Origin of the sequence: Paeniglutamicibacter selenitireducens (assembly GCF_051550675.1) — a bacterium.
Taxonomy (GTDB): domain Bacteria; phylum Actinomycetota; class Actinomycetes; order Actinomycetales; family Micrococcaceae; genus Paeniglutamicibacter.
The window spans coordinates 209,493-227,595 of sequence record NZ_JBPULF010000002.1 but is presented as its reverse complement, the minus strand read 5'-3'; the positions used below and the strand labels follow the sequence as shown (position 1 = coordinate 227,595).

16 protein-coding genes and 1 pseudogene are annotated in these 18,103 nt (G+C 70.0%); 4 read left to right on the top strand and 13 right to left on the bottom strand.

Features of this window, described 5'->3' with window-relative positions; translation table 11 throughout:
* Positions 1-69: 69 nt before the first annotated feature.
* Positions 70-1,344: pseudogene (locus tag ACSYDW_RS04480) on the top strand (MFS transporter); the annotation flags it as partial.
* On the opposite strand, the gene ACSYDW_RS04475 reads toward ACSYDW_RS04480, so the two are convergent.
* From ACSYDW_RS04475 to ACSYDW_RS04440, 8 genes are all read right to left on the bottom strand, one after another.
* On the bottom strand, positions 1,296-2,003 hold the full coding sequence (locus tag ACSYDW_RS04475; protein ID WP_438337506.1) for a response regulator: 708 nt from the start codon (positions 2,001-2,003) through the stop codon (positions 1,296-1,298). The pseudogene ACSYDW_RS04480 and the gene ACSYDW_RS04475 sit on opposite strands and share 49 nt — an antisense overlap.
* Entirely contained in the window at positions 2,000-4,504 is a 2,505-nt protein-coding gene (locus ACSYDW_RS04470; protein ID WP_438337505.1) for a DUF4118 domain-containing protein, read from the bottom strand. Before ACSYDW_RS04470 ends, ACSYDW_RS04475 begins: the two co-directional genes overlap by 4 nt.
* A gap of 3 nt (positions 4,505-4,507) precedes the next feature.
* Positions 4,508-5,119, bottom strand: a complete 612-nt coding sequence (gene kdpC, locus ACSYDW_RS04465) for a K(+)-transporting ATPase subunit C (protein ID WP_438337504.1) — start codon at positions 5,117-5,119, stop codon at positions 4,508-4,510.
* Between the two features lie 58 nt (positions 5,120-5,177).
* The gene (gene kdpB, locus ACSYDW_RS04460; RefSeq protein WP_438337503.1) at positions 5,178-7,331 is read right to left on the bottom strand and encodes a potassium-transporting ATPase subunit KdpB; all 2,154 of its coding nucleotides are present in this window, start codon (positions 7,329-7,331) and stop codon (positions 5,178-5,180) included.
* Between the two features lie 6 nt (positions 7,332-7,337).
* Positions 7,338-9,005, bottom strand: coding sequence for a potassium-transporting ATPase subunit KdpA (gene kdpA, locus ACSYDW_RS04455; RefSeq protein WP_438337502.1), 1,668 nt, complete (start codon positions 9,003-9,005; stop codon positions 7,338-7,340).
* The gene (kdpF, locus tag ACSYDW_RS04450; protein WP_438337501.1) at positions 9,005-9,094 is read right to left on the bottom strand and encodes a K(+)-transporting ATPase subunit F; all 90 of its coding nucleotides are present in this window, start codon (positions 9,092-9,094) and stop codon (positions 9,005-9,007) included. Before kdpF ends, kdpA begins: the two co-directional genes overlap by 1 nt.
* Positions 9,091-9,219 carry a hypothetical protein gene (locus ACSYDW_RS04445; protein WP_438337500.1) on the bottom strand — a complete coding sequence of 43 codons (129 nt, stop codon included), beginning with the start codon at positions 9,217-9,219 and terminating at the stop codon, positions 9,091-9,093. Before ACSYDW_RS04445 ends, kdpF begins: the two co-directional genes overlap by 4 nt.
* A 111-nt stretch (positions 9,220-9,330) precedes the next feature.
* Positions 9,331-9,843 carry a hypothetical protein gene (locus tag ACSYDW_RS04440; protein ID WP_438337499.1) on the bottom strand — a complete coding sequence of 171 codons (513 nt, stop codon included), beginning with the start codon at positions 9,841-9,843 and terminating at the stop codon, positions 9,331-9,333.
* A 170-nt stretch (positions 9,844-10,013) separates the two neighbouring features.
* Between ACSYDW_RS04440 and ACSYDW_RS04435 the strand changes: the two genes are divergently transcribed.
* Positions 10,014-10,769, top strand: coding sequence for a SurA N-terminal domain-containing protein (locus ACSYDW_RS04435; protein WP_438337498.1), 756 nt, complete (start codon positions 10,014-10,016; stop codon positions 10,767-10,769).
* Between the two features lie 8 nt (positions 10,770-10,777).
* On the opposite strand, the gene ACSYDW_RS04430 is transcribed toward ACSYDW_RS04435, so the two are convergent.
* The 4 genes from ACSYDW_RS04430 to ACSYDW_RS04415 are packed head-to-tail and all read right to left on the bottom strand — an operon-like array spanning position 10,778 to position 15,635.
* The gene (locus ACSYDW_RS04430) at positions 10,778-11,458 is read right to left on the bottom strand and encodes a GntR family transcriptional regulator (RefSeq protein WP_438337497.1); all 681 of its coding nucleotides are present in this window, start codon (positions 11,456-11,458) and stop codon (positions 10,778-10,780) included.
* 41 nt (positions 11,459-11,499) lie between these two features.
* Positions 11,500-13,242 (bottom strand): acetyl/propionyl/methylcrotonyl-CoA carboxylase subunit alpha, encoded by a 1,743-nt coding sequence (locus ACSYDW_RS04425; RefSeq protein ID WP_438337496.1) that lies wholly within the window; start codon positions 13,240-13,242, stop codon positions 11,500-11,502.
* Between the two features lie 12 nt (positions 13,243-13,254).
* Positions 13,255-14,880, bottom strand: a complete 1,626-nt coding sequence (locus ACSYDW_RS04420) for a 5-oxoprolinase subunit B/C family protein (RefSeq protein ID WP_438337495.1) — start codon at positions 14,878-14,880, stop codon at positions 13,255-13,257.
* Complete coding sequence (locus tag ACSYDW_RS04415) at positions 14,877-15,635, bottom strand: LamB/YcsF family protein (protein ID WP_438337494.1); 759 nt, start codon at positions 15,633-15,635, stop codon at positions 14,877-14,879. The genes ACSYDW_RS04420 and ACSYDW_RS04415 overlap by 4 nt, the downstream gene beginning before the upstream one ends.
* A gap of 202 nt (positions 15,636-15,837) precedes the next feature.
* Between ACSYDW_RS04415 and ACSYDW_RS04410 the strand changes: the two genes are divergently transcribed.
* Positions 15,838-16,026, top strand: coding sequence for a hypothetical protein (locus tag ACSYDW_RS04410; RefSeq protein ID WP_438337493.1), 189 nt, complete (start codon positions 15,838-15,840; stop codon positions 16,024-16,026).
* 35 nt (positions 16,027-16,061) lie between these two features.
* Here the strand turns inward: ACSYDW_RS04410 and ACSYDW_RS04405 are convergent, their stop codons facing one another.
* Entirely contained in the window at positions 16,062-17,204 is a 1,143-nt protein-coding gene (locus tag ACSYDW_RS04405) for a D-alanyl-D-alanine carboxypeptidase family protein (protein ID WP_438337492.1), read from the bottom strand.
* Positions 17,205-17,600: 396 nt separating this feature from the next.
* Here ACSYDW_RS04405 and ACSYDW_RS04400 point away from each other — a divergent pair, with 396 nt between their 5' ends.
* Positions 17,601-18,101: a DUF456 domain-containing protein gene (locus tag ACSYDW_RS04400; RefSeq protein ID WP_438337491.1), complete on the top strand. Its 501-nt coding sequence runs from the start codon at positions 17,601-17,603 to the stop codon at positions 18,099-18,101.
* Positions 18,102-18,103 lie beyond the last annotated feature (2 nt).

Genomic DNA, 18,103 nt, shown 5'->3' with positions numbered 1-18,103 from the left:
ACCGTCCCGGCATGAAACACTGGCCCGAGATGTCCATGCGCGGCACCCGCCGCGTCCCGCCGCAGTGAAAGCCGAGTCCCCGCCGTCGTGTCCCGCCCCGCAAGAACCTGGTTCCCCGCAGCGCTGTCCCTGACCATGGTCGGCTGGGGTGCCAACCAATTCGTGTCGCTGCTTGTCCACTACCGGCAGCAGCACGGCTTCTCCGAGGTGCTTGTCACCTCGATGCTTGGCATCTATGTGGCGGGCCTTGTCCCGGCGTTGCTGGTGGGCGGCCGCTATTCGGACAGGACCGGGCGCAAGCGCGTGACAATGGCCGCCGTGGTGCTCTCGATGCTCGCGAGCGTTGCCATGATGGGCGCGGTCTTCGGGGCGGCCCCGCTGTTCATCGGCCGGCTCATGGCCGGAACCGCCACGGGCCTGGCCATGGCGGCAGCCACCAGCTGGGTCAAGGAGCTGTCCCAGGCCCCCTGGGACCTAGCCTCCGCCCCGGGAGCGGGGGCACGGCGGGCTTCGCTGATGACGGCGGCAGGATTCTGGCTGGGCCCCGTGGCCGGCGGCCTGCTTGCCGCGTGGGCCCCGGCCCCGGAGATCCTGCCCTACGCCGTGCACATCCTGCTCTGCGTTCCGCTGCTGGTGGTCCTCTCACGCATGCCGGAAACCCGGGCCGGGAACCGGCCGCAGGCCACGCCCGCCGCGCGTGGAGCCCACCATGGCGAGGGACGCAAGCGGTTCCGGCTGGTGGTTGCCCCGGCGGCGCCCTGGGTGTTCGCGGCCGGAACCACGGGATTCGCCGTCGTCCCGGCGGTGGTTCCCGGCCTGGGGGAGGGGCGCCTTGCCTACGCGACGGCGGCCGTTGCGATCACCCTGGGCTGCAGTGTGCTGATCCAGCCGCTGGCCCGCCGCGTCGATACCGTCCGCAACGCCCGGTCCCTGCTGACGGGCCTCGTTGTGGTGCTGCTGGGGCTGGCCCTGGTGCTGCTCGCCGTCCTCGCGGCTGCCCCGGCGCTGGGCCTGGTGGCCTCGGCGGTCCTTGGCTGCGGAAACGGCCTGCTCATGGTCGGGGGCTTGCTGGAAATCCAGCGTGCGGCCGAGCCGGGCGAGCTCGGTGCCCTCACCGGCTTCTTCTACATGCTGGCCTACGCCGGATTCCTGGCCCCGACCATCGTGGCCTTCCTGGCCCAGTGGGTCGGCGCCGCCTGGATCCTTGCGGGAATGCTCCTGCTGTGTGCCGCGTCGCTGGCCGCCGTCGCCGTGAACTCGCGCAGGCACCTGCCGCACGCACTGGAACGGGTCTTTCAGGCTCCGGCGCCCGGTTCGCCGGCCGGGTCCGGGACGAACCTGTAGCCCATGCCGGGCTCCGTGAGCAGGTAGCGGGGCTCGGCCGGGGCCGGCTCCAGCTTCTTGCGCAGCTGCCCCAGGTAGAGGCGCAGGTACCCTGTCTCCTTGAGCAGGTGGGGACCCCAAACCTCGGTCAGCAGGGTCTGCTGGGTGACAAGGCGGCCCGGGTTGTTCAGCAGCACCTCCAGCACGCGCCACTCGGTGGGCGTCAGCCGGACGGGTTTCCCGGGGTGTCCCCGGGTGACCTGCTTGGCGGCCAGGTCCACCGTAACGTCCCCGAAGCGGATGGCCGGGACCTCGGGTGCGCCGGGGGTGCGCCGGGAGAGCGCACGGATGCGGGCCAGCAGCTCCTCGGTGGAGAACGGCTTGGTGACGTAGTCGTCGGCCCCCGCATCCAGCGCCGCGACCTTGTCCGAGGAGTCGCTGCGCCCGGAGATCACCAGGATGGGGACCGAGGACCAGCCGCGCAGCGCGGAGATTACCTCCAGGCCGTCCAGCTTGGGCATTCCGAGGTCCAGCAGTACCAGGTCCGGGTGGGTCTCAACGGCCAGCCGCACCGCTGCCGCCCCGTCCGCGGCGGGGACCACGTCATGGTCGTAGGCGCCCAGCGTGATGCGCAGGGCGCGCAGGATCTGCGGGTCGTCGTCGGCGATCAAGATCTTCATGCGTGGGGTCCTGGGTCCTCGGGTTCGCGTGCAGCCGGCAGCGACAGCACCATGGTCAATCCTCCGCCGGGGGTGTCCTCCACGGCCAGCGACCCGCCCATGCCCTCGGCGAACCCGCGCGAGAGCGCGAGTCCCAGGCCCAGCCCCGTCAGGTTGTCGGTGTCCCCGTGGCGCTGGAACGGAACGAAGACCGCTTCCCTTTCCGCGGCGGGGATGCCCGGGCCGAAGTCGATGACCCGGACCTCGGTGCGGCCGGCGAACTGGCTGGCGGCAAGGATGGGGCGCCGGGTACCGGCCCCGTGGCGCTGCGCATTCAGCAGCAGGTTCACCACGATGCGCTGGGCCAGGACAGGGTCCGCGGCCAGCGGGTCCAAGTCCTGCGGCACGTCCACCTCGAGGTCGGCGGGGCCCAGCCCGGCCTCCTCGAGCGCGGGCAGCAGCACGTCCTCGACGGAGACCAGCGCCATGTTCACGCCCAGCATTCCGGCCTGCAGGCGCGAGACATCCAGCAGGTCGGTGACCAGGAGCGAGAGCCGGTGCAGGGATTCGTCGGCCGTCTCCAGCAGTTCGGCCCGGTCCTGCTCGCCGTAGGCGACTTCGGTGGAACGCAGCGAGGTCACCGCGGTGGTCGCCGCGGCGAGTGGTCGGCGCAGGTCGTGGCCGAGGGCCTGCAGCAGCGCGCTGCGGACCCGGTCCGCCTCCGCCAGCGGGGCCAGTTCGCTGGCCGCGGCGGAAACGGCCCGGAAATCCAGAACCGCCTCCAGCTGGGAGACTATCGCGGCCAGTGCGCGCCGGTCCGAGGCCGGAAGGTCCCGCCCGTGGAGTTCGAGCCGCGCGTTCCCGCCGACCTGCAGCACGGTGTCCGCCGGGCCCGGCCCCGGGTCCCCGGAACCGTGGACCTCGCCGGTGCCCTCCACGAGTCGCACGCCGCGCAGCGAGAACGCCTCGCGGGTTTGGTCGAGCAGTGCCTCCAGCGCGTCGGCGCCGCGCAGCACGGACCCGGAGACGGTGGCCAGCAGCGCGGATTCCGCGGCGGACCGGGTGGCGGCGCGGTGCCGCCGGGCGGCCTGGTCCACCACCACGGAAACCAGGATGGCGATCACGATGTAGAGGATGAGCACCACCAGGTGCGTGGGCTCGGCGATGGTGACGGTGTAGAGCGGGGCGATGAAGAAGTAGTCGAGGGTCAGCCCGGAGAGCAGCGCGGCGAAGACCGCGGGGAAGATCCCGCCGACCAGCGCCACGACGACCACCAGCAGCTGGTAGGCGAGCACGTCAACGGTGATGGAGTCCGCCGAGGCCGGGAACCCCTTCAGGAACCAGGTCAGCAGCGGGCCGCCGAGCAGCGCCAGCACGAACCCGGCAAGCGTCCGTCCCCGGGTCAGCGCCCCGCGCGAGCGCGGCAGCCGGTGCCCGGTGGCGGCGGCCGCGTGGTTGACCATGTGAACGTCGATGTCCCCGCTCAGCCGCACGATGCCCGCCCCGATCCCGGGCCCCGTCAGTGCGGTGGCCAGCTTGGAGCGGCGCGAGGCGCCGATGACCAGCTGGGTGGCGTTGGAGGCCCTCGCGAACTCCACCAGCGCGGCCGGCACGTCCTCGCCGATCACCTGGTGGTAGGTGCCGCCGAGCCGTTCGACGAGCAGCCGCTGGTCCGCCAGCACCTCGGGGTGCGCGGCAAGCAGCCCGTCGGGTGCGCTGACGTGCACCGCGGAGAGTTCCCCGCCGCTGGACCGCGCGGCGATGCGTGCCCCGCGGCGCAGCAGCGTCTCTCCCTCCGGCCCGCCGGTCAGCGCGACCATGACGCGTTCGCGGGTGTCCCAGCGCGTGGAGATCCCGTGCTCGGCCCTGTACTTCTCCAGTGCCGAGTCGACCTCGTCGGCCAGCCAGAGCAACGCTATCTCGCGCAGCGCCGTCAGGTTGCCCAGCCTGAAGTAGTTGGACAGCGCCGCATCGATGCGCCCGGGCGGGTAGACCAGGCCCTCGCCCAGCCGGGCGCGCAGGCCCTGGGGGGTCAGGTCCACCAGTTCGATGGCGTCGGCGGCGCGCAGCACGGCATCGGGGATTGTCTCGCGCTGGGCGGCCCCGGTGATCTCGCGGACCACGTCGGCGAGCGACTCGATGTGCTGCACGTTCACCGTGGAGACCACGTCGATCCCTGCCTCGAGCAGCTCGTGCACGTCCTGCCAGCGTTTCTCGTTGCCGCCGGTGCCCACGTTGGTGTGCGCCAGCTCGTCCACCAGGGCGATCTCCGGCGCCCGGGCCAGCACCGCGGCCAGGTCCATGTCGCCCAGCTGCACCCCGCGGTGGGTGACCACCCGGCGCGGCACAAGTTCCAGGCCCTCCACCAGGGCGGCGGTGGGTTCCCGGCCGTGGGTTTCCACCAGCGCCAGGACCACGTCGCGGCCCTCGGCCGCCAGCTGGTGTCCCTCCTGGAGCATGGCGTAGGTCTTGCCGACGCCGGGGGCGGCACCCAGCAATACCCGCAGCGTTCCGCGTGTCATGCGTTAATTCTCCAGCCCGGCCAGGGCAATGTTCAGTTTCAACACGTTTACCCGGGGTTCGCCGAGGAACCCGAGGTCCCGGCCCGCTGCCTGCCCGCGGACCAGCGCCTCCACCGAGGCCGGGTCCAGGGAACGCGCCCCGGCCACGCGGGGCGCCTGGGCCAGGGCGTTGGCTACGGAGATGTCCGGGTCGAGCCCCGACGCGGAGGCGGTCAGCGCGTCGGCCGGAACCACGGCGGTTCCGGGGTTCGCTGCAAGGTAGGCGGCCTTGCGCTCCGCGATGGCCGTGGCGAGCTTCGGGTTCTCCGGGCCCAGGTTGGAGCCGGAGGACGCGGCACCGTCGTAGCCGTCGCCCGCGGACGAGGGGCGCGGCTGGAAGAAAGCCGGGTCGGGGTCCCCGGAGGCGTCGTTGAACGCCTGCCCGAGCAGTGCCGAGCCCACGGGGCCGGCATGTCCGGGTGCCCCGAGCATCGAGCCGTTGGCCTGGGCGGGGAGGGCGAGTTGGCCCGCTCCCAGGATGGCGGCGGGATAGAGCACCCCGAGCGCGAGGGTCAGGATGAGCATGGTGCGCACCGACACCCAGAGGGTGCGGGGCCAGGATCGTACGGTGGCCATGGTGTGGGTCATTCCTTGTCGAAGGGCGGGACGGGGGACGGGGTGCCAACGGTGTTCATCAGAACCCCGGTATCAGCGAGACAAGCATGTCGATCAGCTTGATGCCGATGAACGGGACGAGCACCCCGCCGGCCCCGTAGACCAGCAGGTTGCGGTTCAGCGTTGCGGCCGCCGAGCGCGGGCGGTACTTCACCCCGCGCAGGGCCAGCGGGATCAGGAACACGATCACCACGGCGTTGAAGACCACCGCGGAGAGGATCGCCGAGGCCGGGCTGGAAAGGCCCATGATGTTCAGGACCGACAGGCCCGGGAACGCCACGGAGAACATCGCCGGGATGATCGCGAAGTACTTCGCCACGTCGTTGGCGATGGAGAAGGTGGTCAGCGCGCCGCGGGTGATCAGCAGCTGCTTGCCGATCCCCACCACGTCGATCAGCTTGGTGGGGTCCGAATCCAGGTCCACCATGTTCCCCGCCTCCTTGGCCGCGGAGGTGCCTGAGTTCATGGCCATGCCCACGTCGGCCTGTGCCAGCGCGGGGGCGTCGTTGGTGCCGTCGCCGGTCATGGCCACCAGGTTGCCGCCGGCCTGCTCGCGCTTGATCAGCTCCATCTTGTCCTCGGGGGTGGCTTCGGCCAGGTAGTCGTCGAGCCCCGCCTCGGCGGCGATCGCCGCGGCAGTGCGCGGGTTGTCGCCGGTGACCATGACGGTGCGGATGCCCATGGCGCGCAGCTGCGCGAAGCGGTCCTTGAGCCCCTCCTTGACCACATCCTTGAGATGGACCACGCCCAGCACCGAGGCGGCGTCAGCGGTGCGGGTTGCCACAACCAGCGGCGTTCCGCCGGCGTCCGAGATCTTCCCGACGACAGCGTCGAGCTCCTGCCGCCGTGCGGCATCCAGCGGTGCGACCTCGGCCACCCACGCAAGCACCGCGGAACCGGCTCCCTTGCGCAGCGAATGCCCGTCGGCAAAGTCGATGCCGCTCATGCGCGTCTGTGCGGTGAACTCGACGGGCACGCCGTCGGGCCGTTGTTCGCCGGCCACACCCAGGGCCGCGGCGAGCGCGAGGATCGACTTGCCCTCGGGTGTTGCGTCGGCCCCCGAGGCGTCGGACGCCGCACGCGCCAGATCCTGCTCGGTGCGGCCGGTTAGCGGGTGGAACTCGGCGGCCTGCCGGTTGCCGTACGTGATGGTGCCGGTCTTGTCCAGCAGCAGCGTCGTCACGTCGCCCGCGGCCTCCACCGCTCGCCCGGAGAGGGCCAGCACGTTGTGCTGGATGAGCCGGTCCATGCCGGCGATGCCGATCGCCGAGAGCAGCGCGCCGATGGTGGTGGGGATCAGGCAGACCAGCAGGGCCACGAGCACCGGCAGGCCCACCTGGGCGTTGGAGTAGGCGGCCATCGGGTTCAGCGCGAGGACCACCACCAGGAAGATGATCGAGAGCGTGGCCAGCAGGATGTTCAGCGCCACCTCGTTGGGGGTCTTTTGGCGCGAGGCGCCTTCGACAAGCCGGATCATCCTGTCCACCAGCGAATCTCCCACGGCCGTGGTGATCCGCACGACCACCGCATCGGAGAGCAGCCGGGTGCCGCCGGTCACGGCCGAGCGGTCGCCGCCGGATTCGCGGATGACGGGGGCCGATTCGCCGGTGATTGCCGACTCGTCGACGGCGGCGATGCCGTGCACGACTTCCCCGTCACCGGGCACCAGCTCGCCGGCGACGACCCGAACGTGGTCGCCGATGCGCAGGTCGGTGGAGGGAACCAGCGTGGTCGGCTGGTTGGTGCCGGAGGGGTCCGCCGCCGCGTCGTAGCCCTCGAGGCGCGCCGCCATGGTGGAGGTGCGCGAGGCGCGCAGCGACGCAGCCTGGGCCTTGCCGCGGCCCTCGGCCACTGCCTCGGCCAGGTTGGCGAAGAGCACCGTGAGCCACAGCCACAAGGCCACGGAGGCGGTGAAGCCGGCGGGGATGCCGGCGCTTCCCGCGGACGGGGGCAGGAAGGGCTCGGCAATGGCCAGCGCGGTGGTGAGCATCGCGCCGATGAGCACGATGAACATCACCGGCGAGCGCCACATCTGCCGCGGATCCAGCTTCCTGAAGGCGCCCGGGAGGGCGGCGCGGACCTGGGCGAGGCTCAGCGCATTGGAGTGCGGGGTGTGCGGATGGTCGTGGATTTCGACCGGCGGTTCTGTCGGGGGCTTGGTGAGAGTTGACATGGGAAGTTAGAGCAATCCTTCGGCTAGGGGGCCCAGAACAAGGACCGGGAAGAACGTCAACGCCGTGACGACGAGGGTGATGCTGCCCAGCAGGACCGAGAACTGCGGCCTGTGCGTGGGAAGGGTTCCGGCGGTGACCGGGAGGCGGTCCTGGGCCGCCAGGGCGCCGGCCAGGGCAAGCACCCAGAGGATGGGCAGGAAGCGGCCGAGCAGCATGGCGATGCCCAGGGTCGTGTTCAGCCACGGGGTGTTGGCTGTGAGCCCGGCGAAGGCGGAGCCGTTGTTGTTCGCCGCGGAGGTGAAGGCGTAAAGCACCTCGGTGAAGCCGTGCGGGCCGGGGTTCAGGATGGAGACCGACTCCATCTCGGCACGGACCCCCGGGATGGCGAAGCCGATGGCGGTGAAGGAGAGGATCAGCGTGGGCACCGTGAGCAGGTAGAGCGAGGCGAGCTTGATCTCCCGCGCGCCGATCTTCTTGCCCAGGTACTCGGGGGTGCGGCCCACCAGGAGGCCGGCGATGAACACCGTGACGATCGCCAGGACCAGCATGCCGTAGAGGCCCGATCCGACGCCACCGGGCGCCACCTCGCCGAGCATCATGTTCAGCAGCGGCAGCATCCCGCCCAGTGCGGTGAAGGAATCGTGCATGGAGTTCACCGCCCCGGTGGAGGTCAGCGTGCTGGTGGTGCCGAAGAGCGTGGACCCGCCGACGCCGAAGCGCTGTTCCTTGCCCTCGAGTGCGGCTCCCGCGGCCTGCGGGCCGGTTCCGGCCCCCGCGTACTCGAGCAGCGTCAACGCCGTGAGCGAGATCAGGAACAGCCCGGCCATGACGGCAAGGATCGCGTAGCCCTGCTTCCGGTGACCCACCATGGTGCCGAAGGTCCGGGTCAGCGCGAAGGGGATGGCCAGCATCAGGACGCACTGGAACAGGTTGGTCAACGGGGAGGGGTTCTCGAAGGGGTGGGCGGAGTTGGCGTTGAAGAACCCGCCGCCGTTGGTTCCCAGCAGCTTGATGGCCTCCTGCGAGGCCACGGGGCCGCCGGGGACGGACTGCACCGAGCCGTTGAGCGTTGCCACGTCGGTGAACCCGTTGAGGTTCTGGATGACCCCGCCCGCCAGCAGCAGGAGCGCCGAGACTGCGGCCAGGGGCAGCAACAGCCGTACGATCCCCCGGACCAGATCAACCCAGAAGTTGCCCAGGGTGGAGGCGCGGCGTGCGGCAAGGCCGCGGACGAGGGCGACGGCGACGGCCAGGCCCACCGCGGCGGAGGCGAAGTTCTGTACGCCCAGGCCGGCGGCCTGCACCAGGTAGCCCATTGTCGATTCGCCGGAGTAGGACTGCCAGTTCGTGTTCGTCACGAACGACGCGGCAGTGTTGAAAGCGATTCCCTCCGGGACCGCAGGCAGCCCGAGGGCCAGCGGCAGCCAGGCCTGCAGCCGCTGCAGCGCGTAGAGCAGGAGAACGCCGATGAGCGAGAAGGCCAGGACCGAGCGGGCGTAGGCCTGCCAGGTTTGCGCGGCGGCGGGGTTCACGCCCATCACGCGGTAGAGGCCGCGTTCGACCTTCGTGTCCTTCGTCGAGGTGTAAACATGGGCCATGTAGTCGCCCAGCGGGCGGTAGAGAACCGCGAGGACAAGTGCCAGGGCTGCGGCCTGGGCGATGGTGAACCACATCAGAAGCGCTCCGGCTTCAACAGGGCAACCAACAGGTAGACGACGCCGGCGATGCCGAGTGCGGCGGCGACGAGCTCGAAAACGATCAAGGTTTCTCCACCGCCCTCACGACGAGGCCCAGCGCGCCGAACAGCGCGAGGGTGGTGAACAGGTACAGGATGTCGGGCATGATGGGCGACGGCCTTCCGGAGGGATTCGGTGGTGACAGTCCCATCAGATACCCGCCGGCGTGCCGCGAACCCGATCCTCACGAAATCCTTACGCCCCGGACCCAAAGCCCTACGCCGCGCTGACGCCGGGCCCGGAACAAGCGGCTGTCAGCGCGCTATTCGACGACCTCGATCGCCACGTACGGGGTAGCGCAGGCAACGCGCACGACGGCCGGGCCGCGCCGGCCGGGACCCGGGTCTCCCACACGGTTGTTGCGGCCGGTGTCGTCGCACCAGTCGAGGTCGTGGGGCGTGGCGGAGATGCCGTAGCTCCCGGGCTTCGTGCCGGCCGGAATGAGCAGGGTGTGTTCGAAGGCCCCGGCATCGCCCATGGGAGCCAGCTCGGTGAGAAGCACCTCGTTCCGTGCGTCCAGCAGTTCGATCCGGATGCGGGCGCGCTCGCCGTAGCGCGGATCGCAGGTGGCGTCCGGCGCCGACACGGTGAGCGGTTCGCCCGCCTGCAGCCTTGCGGGATCAACGACGTACGCCGGAGGCCTGCACGGGGGTGCCCCGGAGAACGGCGGCTGGCACCCGGTGGCCAGCACGCCGAGGGCGCAGGCCAGCACCACCGCGGATGCCATGCGGATCAGGCGTTTTCCGGTGCGGGCCGAAGCCGGGTGGCGGTCCATGGGCTTCATCCTCGGCCACCGGGAGGAAAGTTTCCATGCGGCAGGGGCATCGTGAGGAACATGTTGTGTTTCCCCTCCCTGCACCGGGTCCACTTCGTGCATCCGGATCCAGCCCGGTGCCAGCTGCACCTGTTAGTGTTCCAAGGGTTGTCTAACACCTGGAGTGAAGCGTGAAGAAGAAGTTGGCGGCCGCCCTGGTCCTGGTTGCCTCGTTGTCGTTTGTGACTGCGTGCAGTGCTTCGGCCGAGCCGGAAGCCGGCCCGTCTGCCAGTGCCTCGGCACCGGCTTCACCCGGCGCCGAGGCAGATGCCCCAACGCCCGACCTGTCGGGTGTTCCCGACGTGGTGGCCACGGTGAACGGCGAAAAGATCCCGAAGGCCGACTTCATCCGCATCTACGAGGGCCAGTTCCAGCAGGTGGTGCTGCAGGCGCAGATGTCTGGCCAGGAGCTGGACCAGGCGCAGTTGCGCAAGCAGACGGCCGAGGGCCTGGTGAGCACCGAGCTGCTGATCCAGGAGGCGGCACGGAAGAAGATCTTTGCCACGCAGAAGGACCAGGAGCGGGCCCTGGCGGACGTCGCCAAGGGCAACAACATGGACAGCGACGAGTTCCTGAAGTCCATGGAAGCCCAGGGCGTCGACGAGGAATCGGTCCGCGCCCAGCTGCGCACGCAGCTGGAGGTCGAACGCCTGATCGCCAACGAGCTGGGGGACTTCACGCCCACCGAGGCCGAACTCAAGGCGGCGTACGACGTCTTCCTGCAGCGGCAGAAGGCCAAGGGCACACCCGCCAACACGGAAATCCCGAAGTTCGACCAGGTCAAGGACGAGCTTTCCGGGCAGCTGGAACTGCAGAAGGAAGCCGCAGCGGTCAAGACCTACGTGGGAAAGCTCCGCAAGGACGCAGACGTCACGATGAACATGTAGCGGGGCCGCTAGCTGCCCTCGCCCAGGTGCTCGAGCAGTTCGGCCTCGGCCCGGTCCAGGTAGCCGCGCAGCGCGTCGGCGGCCTCGGCCCGCTTCCCGTCGACCAGCAACTCCACCAGCGAGGCGTTGAGCTCCACGTAGTGCGAGTGGAAGTCCGGGGCGTCGCTCATGGCGTGGAAGACCAGGCGCATCTGCGCCAGCACCCGGGTCATGAGTTCCTGCAGCCGTTCGCTGCCGGTGGCCCGCACCAGCTGCTCGTGGAAGCACTGGTTGGCATCCGCCATCTGGGCGATGTCCCCGGCGGCAAGCGCCGCCCGGGCGTCGATGATGATCGCGGACAGCGCGTCGGTGTCCAGCTCCGGGCCCCACAGCACCGCCGCGGGTTCGATCGAGCGCCGCACCCCGTAGATTTCCCGCACGCCCTCCGGGCCCGGGGAGGCGACGAAGACCCCGCGGTTCGGGATGCGGGTGATGACCAGCTCATGGTCAAGCACCGCGAAGGCCTCGCGCAGGGTGTTGCGCGAAACGCCCAGGGCCGCGGAGAGCGCCTGCTCGGAGAGCTTGGCGCCGGGCAGCAGCTGCCCCTCGGCGATGCGCGCGCGCAGCACCGCGGCCACCCACTCGCCGGTGTGCGCGTGGGTGGAACCCTCGGCCAGGGGCAACGACGAAAGTACGGAATTCACCTGCATCTTCCCAATCTAGTTGATACCCGCCGCGGGGCCGCGCTGCGTTAAGCGATGCTCCCGAGTGCTTCGCCGCGGGTTATGGCGGCCCCCGGTTCCTGGGCGCCGCGGGCGAAGGTGCCGGCGCGGTGCGCGGCGATCGCCGATTCCATCTTCATGGCCTCGAGCACCGCCACGGTGTCGCCCTCGGCGACGGTGGCGCCGTCCTCGACCGCCCACTTGACGAGGTTGCCGTTCATCGGGGCGGCAAGCGTCGACTCGTCGGCCGCCGCGGCCACGTTCTCGGCAGCCAGCTCGGCGGCAATCCCGGTGCCGCCGTGGCGGATGGATTCCACGAGCGAGGCGGGAAGGCCGATGTTCATGGCCTTGCCGTCGACCTCGATGGTCAGGGTCTCGCGCGCCGACCCCGGCTCAGCCGCGGCGATCTCCGGGCTTGCGGCAAGGTCCTCGGCGAACTCGGCCTCGATCCAGGTGGTGTACACGCCGTAGCGCTCGTTGTTCGCGAACTCCGCGTTGCGCACCACGGCACGGTGGAAGGGCAGCACGGAGGGCACGCCGGAGATGGACATCTCGTCGAGTGCGACCTTGGCGCGGCGCAGCGCCTGGGCGCGGGTGGCACCGGTGACCACCAGCTTGGCCATCAGCGAGTCGTAGTACGGGGGCACCGTCGAGCCGGCGCGCACGCCCGAGTCGACGCGGATGCCCGAGCCGGTGGGGATTTCCAGGGCGGTGATGCGGCCCGGGCCCGGCAGGAAGCCGCGTGCCGGGTCCTCGGCATTGATGCGGAACTCGAAGGAGTGCCCGCGCGGGGCCGGGTCCTCGGTGAGCGAGATGGCCTGGCCGGCGGCGATGCGGAACTGCTCGGCGACGAGGTCCACGCCGGTGGTTTCCTCGGTGATCGGGTGCTCGACCTGCAGGCGGGTGTTGACCTCCAGGAAGGAGATCAGCCCGTCCGGGGCCACCAGGTACTCGACGGTTCCGGCGCCGTGGTAGCCGGCCTCGCGGCAGATGGCCTTGGCCGAGGAGTGGATGGATTCGCGTTGCGCCTCGGTGAGGAACGGCGCGGGGGCCTCCTCCACGAGCTTCTGGTGGCGGCGCTGCAGCGAGCAGTCGCGGGTGCCGACCACCACGATGTTGCCCAGCGTGTCGGCAAGCACCTGGGCCTCGACATGGCGGGGCCTCTCCAGGAAACGCTCGACGTAGCATTCGCCGCGGCCGAAGGCCACCGTGGCCTCGCGCACCGCGGAATCGAAGGCGTCGTCGATGTCCTCGAAGCGGCGCACGATCTTGATGCCGCGCCCGCCGCCGCCGAAGGCCGCCTTGATGGCCACCGGCATGCCGAATTCCTCGGCGAAGGCGCGGACCTCGGCGCCGGAGGCGACGGGGCCGTCGGTGCCCGGGACCAGCGGGGCGTTGGCACGCACCGCGATCTCGCGGGCCGTGACCTTGTTGCCCAGCGCGCGGATCGCCGCGGGGGAGGGGCCGATCCAGGTCAGCCCGGCGTCCAGGACGGCCTGGGCGAAGTCGGCGTTCTCGGCCAGGAAGCCGTAGCCCGGGTGCACGGCGTCGGCGCCGGATCGGGCCGCCGCCTCCAGGATCTTGGCGATGTCCAGGTAGGTTTCGGCGCCGGTGGCGCCGTTCAGCGCGTAGGCCTCGTCGGCGCGGCGCACGTGCAGCGCATCGGCGTCGGGGTCCGAGTACACGGCCACGGACACCAGGGATGCGTCGGCGCAGGCCCGGGCGATGCGGACGGCGATTTCGCCGCGGTTGGCGATCAGGACTTTCTTCATGCGGGGGATTCCTTAGTTGGTGCCGGAGCCGGCGGGCCGGGCTGCGTGCGGTGCGTTCGGGTCGATCAAGACGAAGCGGATGGCGGCCCCGGGCGGGAGCTGCGCCGCGGCCCCGAGGTCTTCCGCGACGACCCCGGCGATGACCGGGTAGCCGCCGGTGACGGGGTGGTCGGCGAGGAAGAGCACGGGCAGGCCCGACGGGGGGACCTGCAGCGAGCCCAGGGCGACGCCCTCGCTGGCCAGTTCGCCGGTGCGGACCCGTTCCAGGGCCTCGGCGCCCTCGCCCAGGGCCAGCCGGACGCCGACGCGGTTGGATTCGGCCGAGACCTTCCAGAGCTGCCCGGTGAGCCGGGCAAGCCCCGCCTCCCCGAACCAGTCCGCGCGCGGCCCGGCGCTGATGCGCAGCGTGTACACGCCCTCGGCGTCGGGCACCGGAAGCGTGGAGGGCTCCGGGTTGCCGACCACGTGGGCGCCGTGGACGACGCCCACCGGCAGCACCGAGCCTCGGGTGAGCGGGGCCGGGCCGATGCCGGACATCGAGTCGGTGGAGCGCGAGCCCAGCACCGGGGGCACGTCGATGCCGCCGCGCACCGCCACGTAGCTGCGCAGGCCCCGCCCGCGCGGGGTCAGCGTGAGCGTCTCGCCGTGCAGCAGGGCGAAGGGGGTGTCCATGGGGATCGTGCGTTCCTCGTGGAAGTCGTCGTCCTCCACCGGCACGACCACGATCTCCGCCTCGGCGCCGGAGACAGCCAGCACCTGGTCGCCCTCGGCGCGCAGGGTCAGGGTGGCCACGAGGTTTTCGATGAGCGCCGCAGACCCGGCATTGCCGACCAGGCGGTTGGCCTGGGCCGCGGAGCCGGTGTCCGCGGAACCCGCGGCGGAGACGCCGAGGTTGCCGTAGCCGGGGCGCCCGAGGTCCTGGACGAGGGACTGCAGCCCGGGGTCAACGACGTGCAGCGCGCCCTGGGCGGTGGCGGTGGCCGGCGCGGCCACGGCGGGGGCCGCAGCCAGCCGCAGGGAAGTACGCGAGGGGATGAAGCGGACGCGGTCCTGCGGGCGGATCAGCGCCGGGTTCTCGCGGTCCAGGTCCCAGAGCACCGCGTCGGTGTGGCCGATCAGCTGCCAGCCGCCGGGGGACTGGCGCGGGTAGACGGCCGAGTAGTCCCCGGCCAGCGCGACGGCGCCGGCGGGGACCACGGTGCGCGGGGTGTCGCGGCGCGGCACGTTCAGCACCCGGTTCTCGCCCAGCAGGTAGGCGAAGCCCGGGGCGAAGCCGCCGAAGGCCGCGCGCCAGGTCTGCTGCGTGTGTGCGTTGACGACTCCCTCGAGGCTCAGGCCGGTCAGCCGCGCGACCTCGGCGAGGTCCTCGCCGTCGTAGTGCACCGGGACCTGGACCAGGGAGCCGGCGTCCGCCGGGGCCGAGCCCAGCTCCATGGCCAGGACGGCGTCGGAGATCCGGCGGGCGCTGGCCCAGCCGTCGGTCTTGATGAACAGGGTTCCGGCGGCGGCCAGCACGTCGACCTGGCCGGGCAGCGGGTCGGCCTCCAGCAGTGCGCCGAGTGCCAGCACGGAGTCGAGGTCCGAGAGCTCGACGAGCACCCCGCGGGTGCCGGCGAAACGGGTGGAGAGGATGCTCATGCGAAGCTCTTGATGGTGACGCCGGCGTTTTCCAGGCCGGTGCGCACCGCGGCGGCCATGGCCACGGCCCCGGCGGTGTCGCCGTGCACGCAGATGCTCTCGGCGTTCATCGGGATGACGGTGCCGTCGACGGTGACGATGGTGCCCTCGGTGGCCAGGCGGATCATGTTTGCCGTGACCTGTGCCGGGTCGTGGAGCACGGCGTTGGCCTCGCGGCGGGAGACCAGCGTGCCCTCGGGGGTGTAGTTGCGGTCCGCGAAGGCCTCTGCCACCGGGCGCAGGCCGGCGGCCTCGGCCTTGGCCAGTGCGACGGAGCCCGGAAGCAGCAGCACCGGGAGGTCGGAACCGAATGCGCGGATGGCGTCGACGACGGCCTGGGCGTGGGCCTCGTGGTGCACGATGGTGTTGTACAGGGCGCCGTGCGGCTTGACGTACTTGATGGTGGTGCCCGCGGCGCGGGTCAGCGCCTCGAGTGCACCGAGCTGGTAGAGCACGTCGTCGGCGAGTTCGGTGGGGGAGCAGTCGAGGAAGCGGCGCCCGAAGCCTGCAAGGTCCCGGTATCCGACGTGGGCACCGATGGTCACCGAGGCGGCGACGGCGTCGCGGCAGGTCTGCGCGATGACGCTGGGGTCGCCCGCGTGGAATCCGCAGGCAACGTTTGCCGAGGAGACGGATGTGAAGATTGCGGCGTCGTCGCCCATGGTCCAGTTGCCGAAGGATTCCCCGACGTCGGAATTAAGGTCGATGTATGGCATGTGTGACCCCCGTCTCGTGATGTGGTTCCTTAAAGGATGCACCAATTTCACAGATTGTTCAACAATTTTTCGAGAGGTTGTTTCCCTCGAATCCTTGGGGACCCATGTAGCGGAATCATGGCATAGCGGGTTGCCGGTGCCTAGGATAAGGAAACAGGACGTGGCGCCGCCGGGCATCACCCAACCGAGGGGCGGGCAGGACATGAAATTTGTTTTCGAGATCGACATGAACACCGATGCGGTCAAGCTGGACCCCGAGGCCGAGATTGCCCGGGCCTTGCGGTACTGGGCCGGGAACCTGAAGAACTACCCGATGGAGCAGGGTGCGGAGGAGGATGTCTACGACAGCTCCTACGAGCGCGTCGGCAGCTGGTGCATCATCGACGACTGACGCGTCCCGGCGGGGTGGCCGGGACGCGCCGGTGATCAGCCGTAGTACTCGAAGTGCCAGGCCTCGGCGTACGGGCTGCCCTCCTCGAGGTTCTTGCGGTGGATCCAGCCGTACTTGCTCGAATTCTTCTTGAGCCACTTGTAGTACTTGCCGCGGAACGAGTAGTCGTAGGTTTCCGGGAAGTCCACGGCGGTGCCCCAGCCGTGGTTCGAGGTGCCCGGGCGCGCGGCGACGTAGGGTCCGAGTTCCTGCCAGTAGTAGTCCTGGGTCGAGCGGGTGCGATAAGACAGGTCGATGGTGAGGTTCTTGCCGAACTTCTTCTTGAACGCGGTGTTCATCCTGGTCAGCGACGCTGCCGCAGGTGCGGCCAACAGGGTCTTTTCGGGGTCCCACGGGACGGTGGACAGCGCGCGCTGGTCGATCTTGCCGTTGGCCATGCGCTTGACGTCCGCGTAGCTGTACTTCCCGGGATTGCCGGTCGGGGCGCTCGAGCTGCGCTTCAGGCCCGAGGACTTGACCCAGCCGGAAGAACCTTGGGTGCGGACGAAGAACCAGCCGGCGCGCTGCCCGCCCTTCTTTTCCAGTTTCAGGTCGCGGTACACCACCGAATTGCGGGGGATGTCCTTGATGCGCACCGAGCCGCCGACGCTGCGGTAGAGGGCGGTTGCCTTGTGCTTGGTCCAGTACCTGTCGGTCAGTCCCGCGCGGTTGGTGCTGTAGTTGCCGGTCTCGACGGGCCGCCCTCCGGAGGCCTTCGCCGCCTTCTTCTTCGCGACAGCCTGGGTGGCGTGGGCGTTGGAGATGTATCCCGAGGCGCCCTTGTAGCTCACCTTGTACCAGCCGTTGCTTGCCTGCCCGGTGGACTTCAGCGTGGTCCTGGCCGGGATGACCTTCAGCGACTTCTTCTTGGTCGACGCGCCCATGCGCAGGTGGACGTTCGCCGTGGTCCTGACGGTGACTACGGAATTCTTGGCGGCAGGCGGAGCTGCCGGTGTGAATGTGCCGTGGGCGGAGGGCGATGCGGTGCCGGCGGCTGCCGGTGTCGCGGCGTGTGCCGGCGCCGCTGCGATCGGCGCGAGGGCGACGCCGGCGCAAAGGCCCAGCGCCAGCCCCGCCTTCAGGAACCGGCGACCTGCCGGGTTCCCGGACGCACCTGAGAAAATCGAGTATTTCGACATACTTGAGAGAGGCCCCCCTGTAAATGATTGCCCGCTGCGACAAGGGAACTCGTGGAAACTCCGCGCCGGGCCCCCTTGTCGTGGGTGCGATGATGTGGAAAGCCTAGCAATCCACAAGCAAGATTTTTTCAGAAAAGTCCATATCAAGAGCGATTATTAACAAACCATCCGCTGTTTGGACGGCGTTGTGGATGAGCGTGGGGCCCTTCACTTAGGGCCCGGGTGTGAATGGCGCCGACCGGTGTAAACAACTTGGAAGAATGGGGCGCCGCGCGTGTCGGCCCGGAACGGCTGGCTGGATTCCCGGCACCCGAAGTCGGGTCGGGAACCGCTGCGGCCTGGTGCTGTGCGGTGCCGGCGCACGGCACGCGGGTGCGGGGCTGACAGACTTGGAGGGTGGACATACAAATCGTTGCAACAGTCATTGCCGGAATCCTCTTGGCCGTTGCGGCACTGGGAACCATCATCCCGGTGCTGCCCGGAAGCCTGCTGACCATTGGCACGCTTCTGGCCTGGGGGTGGACCATCGGCAGCGCCGCCTCGTGGTGGGCCGCGGGAATCGGGATGGCCATCGCGCTGGTCGGCTGGAGCGCCTCGACGGTCCTCACTGGCCGGAACCTCAAGCAGCAGATGATCCCGCGCGGGTCCATCGTCCTGGCAATCGTCCTGGGCATCGTCGGCATGTTCGTCATCCCGGTTCTCGGGCTGTTCCTTGGCTTCGGCATCGGGTTGCTCGCCGGCGAGTTCGTGCGCCGCAAGGACCTGTCCGAGGCGCTGCGGGCCTCGGGATCCGCGCTGAAGGCCATGGGTGTGGGAATCCTGGTGGAATTCGGATGTGCGGCGCTGGCCTCCTCGGTGTGGATGATTGGCGTCATCGTGCACTTCTCCACGCGCTGAGA

Coding starts and splice junctions, on each gene's coding strand:
- ACSYDW_RS04405 (WP_438337492.1), bottom strand. CDS start 17,204: ATGTCGAAATACTCGATTTTCTCAGGTGCGTCCGGGAACCCGGCAGGT.
- ACSYDW_RS04425 (WP_438337496.1), bottom strand. CDS start 13,242: ATGAAGAAAGTCCTGATCGCCAACCGCGGCGAAATCGCCGTCCGCATC.
- ACSYDW_RS04445 (WP_438337500.1), bottom strand. CDS start 9,219: ATGGGACTGTCACCACCGAATCCCTCCGGAAGGCCGTCGCCCATCATG.
- kdpA (WP_438337502.1), bottom strand. CDS start 9,005: ATGTGGTTCACCATCGCCCAGGCCGCAGCCCTGGCACTTGTCCTCGCG.
- kdpB (WP_438337503.1), bottom strand. CDS start 7,331: ATGTCAACTCTCACCAAGCCCCCGACAGAACCGCCGGTCGAAATCCAC.
- kdpC (WP_438337504.1), bottom strand. CDS start 5,119: ATGGCCACCGTACGATCCTGGCCCCGCACCCTCTGGGTGTCGGTGCGC.
- ACSYDW_RS04420 (WP_438337495.1), bottom strand. CDS start 14,880: ATGAGCATCCTCTCCACCCGTTTCGCCGGCACCCGCGGGGTGCTCGTC.
- ACSYDW_RS04440 (WP_438337499.1), bottom strand. CDS start 9,843: ATGGACCGCCACCCGGCTTCGGCCCGCACCGGAAAACGCCTGATCCGC.
- ACSYDW_RS04470 (WP_438337505.1), bottom strand. CDS start 4,504: ATGACACGCGGAACGCTGCGGGTATTGCTGGGTGCCGCCCCCGGCGTC.
- ACSYDW_RS04410 (WP_438337493.1), top strand. CDS start 15,838: ATGAAATTTGTTTTCGAGATCGACATGAACACCGATGCGGTCAAGCTG.
- ACSYDW_RS04430 (WP_438337497.1), bottom strand. CDS start 11,458: ATGCAGGTGAATTCCGTACTTTCGTCGTTGCCCCTGGCCGAGGGTTCC.
- ACSYDW_RS04475 (WP_438337506.1), bottom strand. CDS start 2,003: ATGAAGATCTTGATCGCCGACGACGACCCGCAGATCCTGCGCGCCCTG.
- ACSYDW_RS04415 (WP_438337494.1), bottom strand. CDS start 15,635: ATGCCATACATCGACCTTAATTCCGACGTCGGGGAATCCTTCGGCAAC.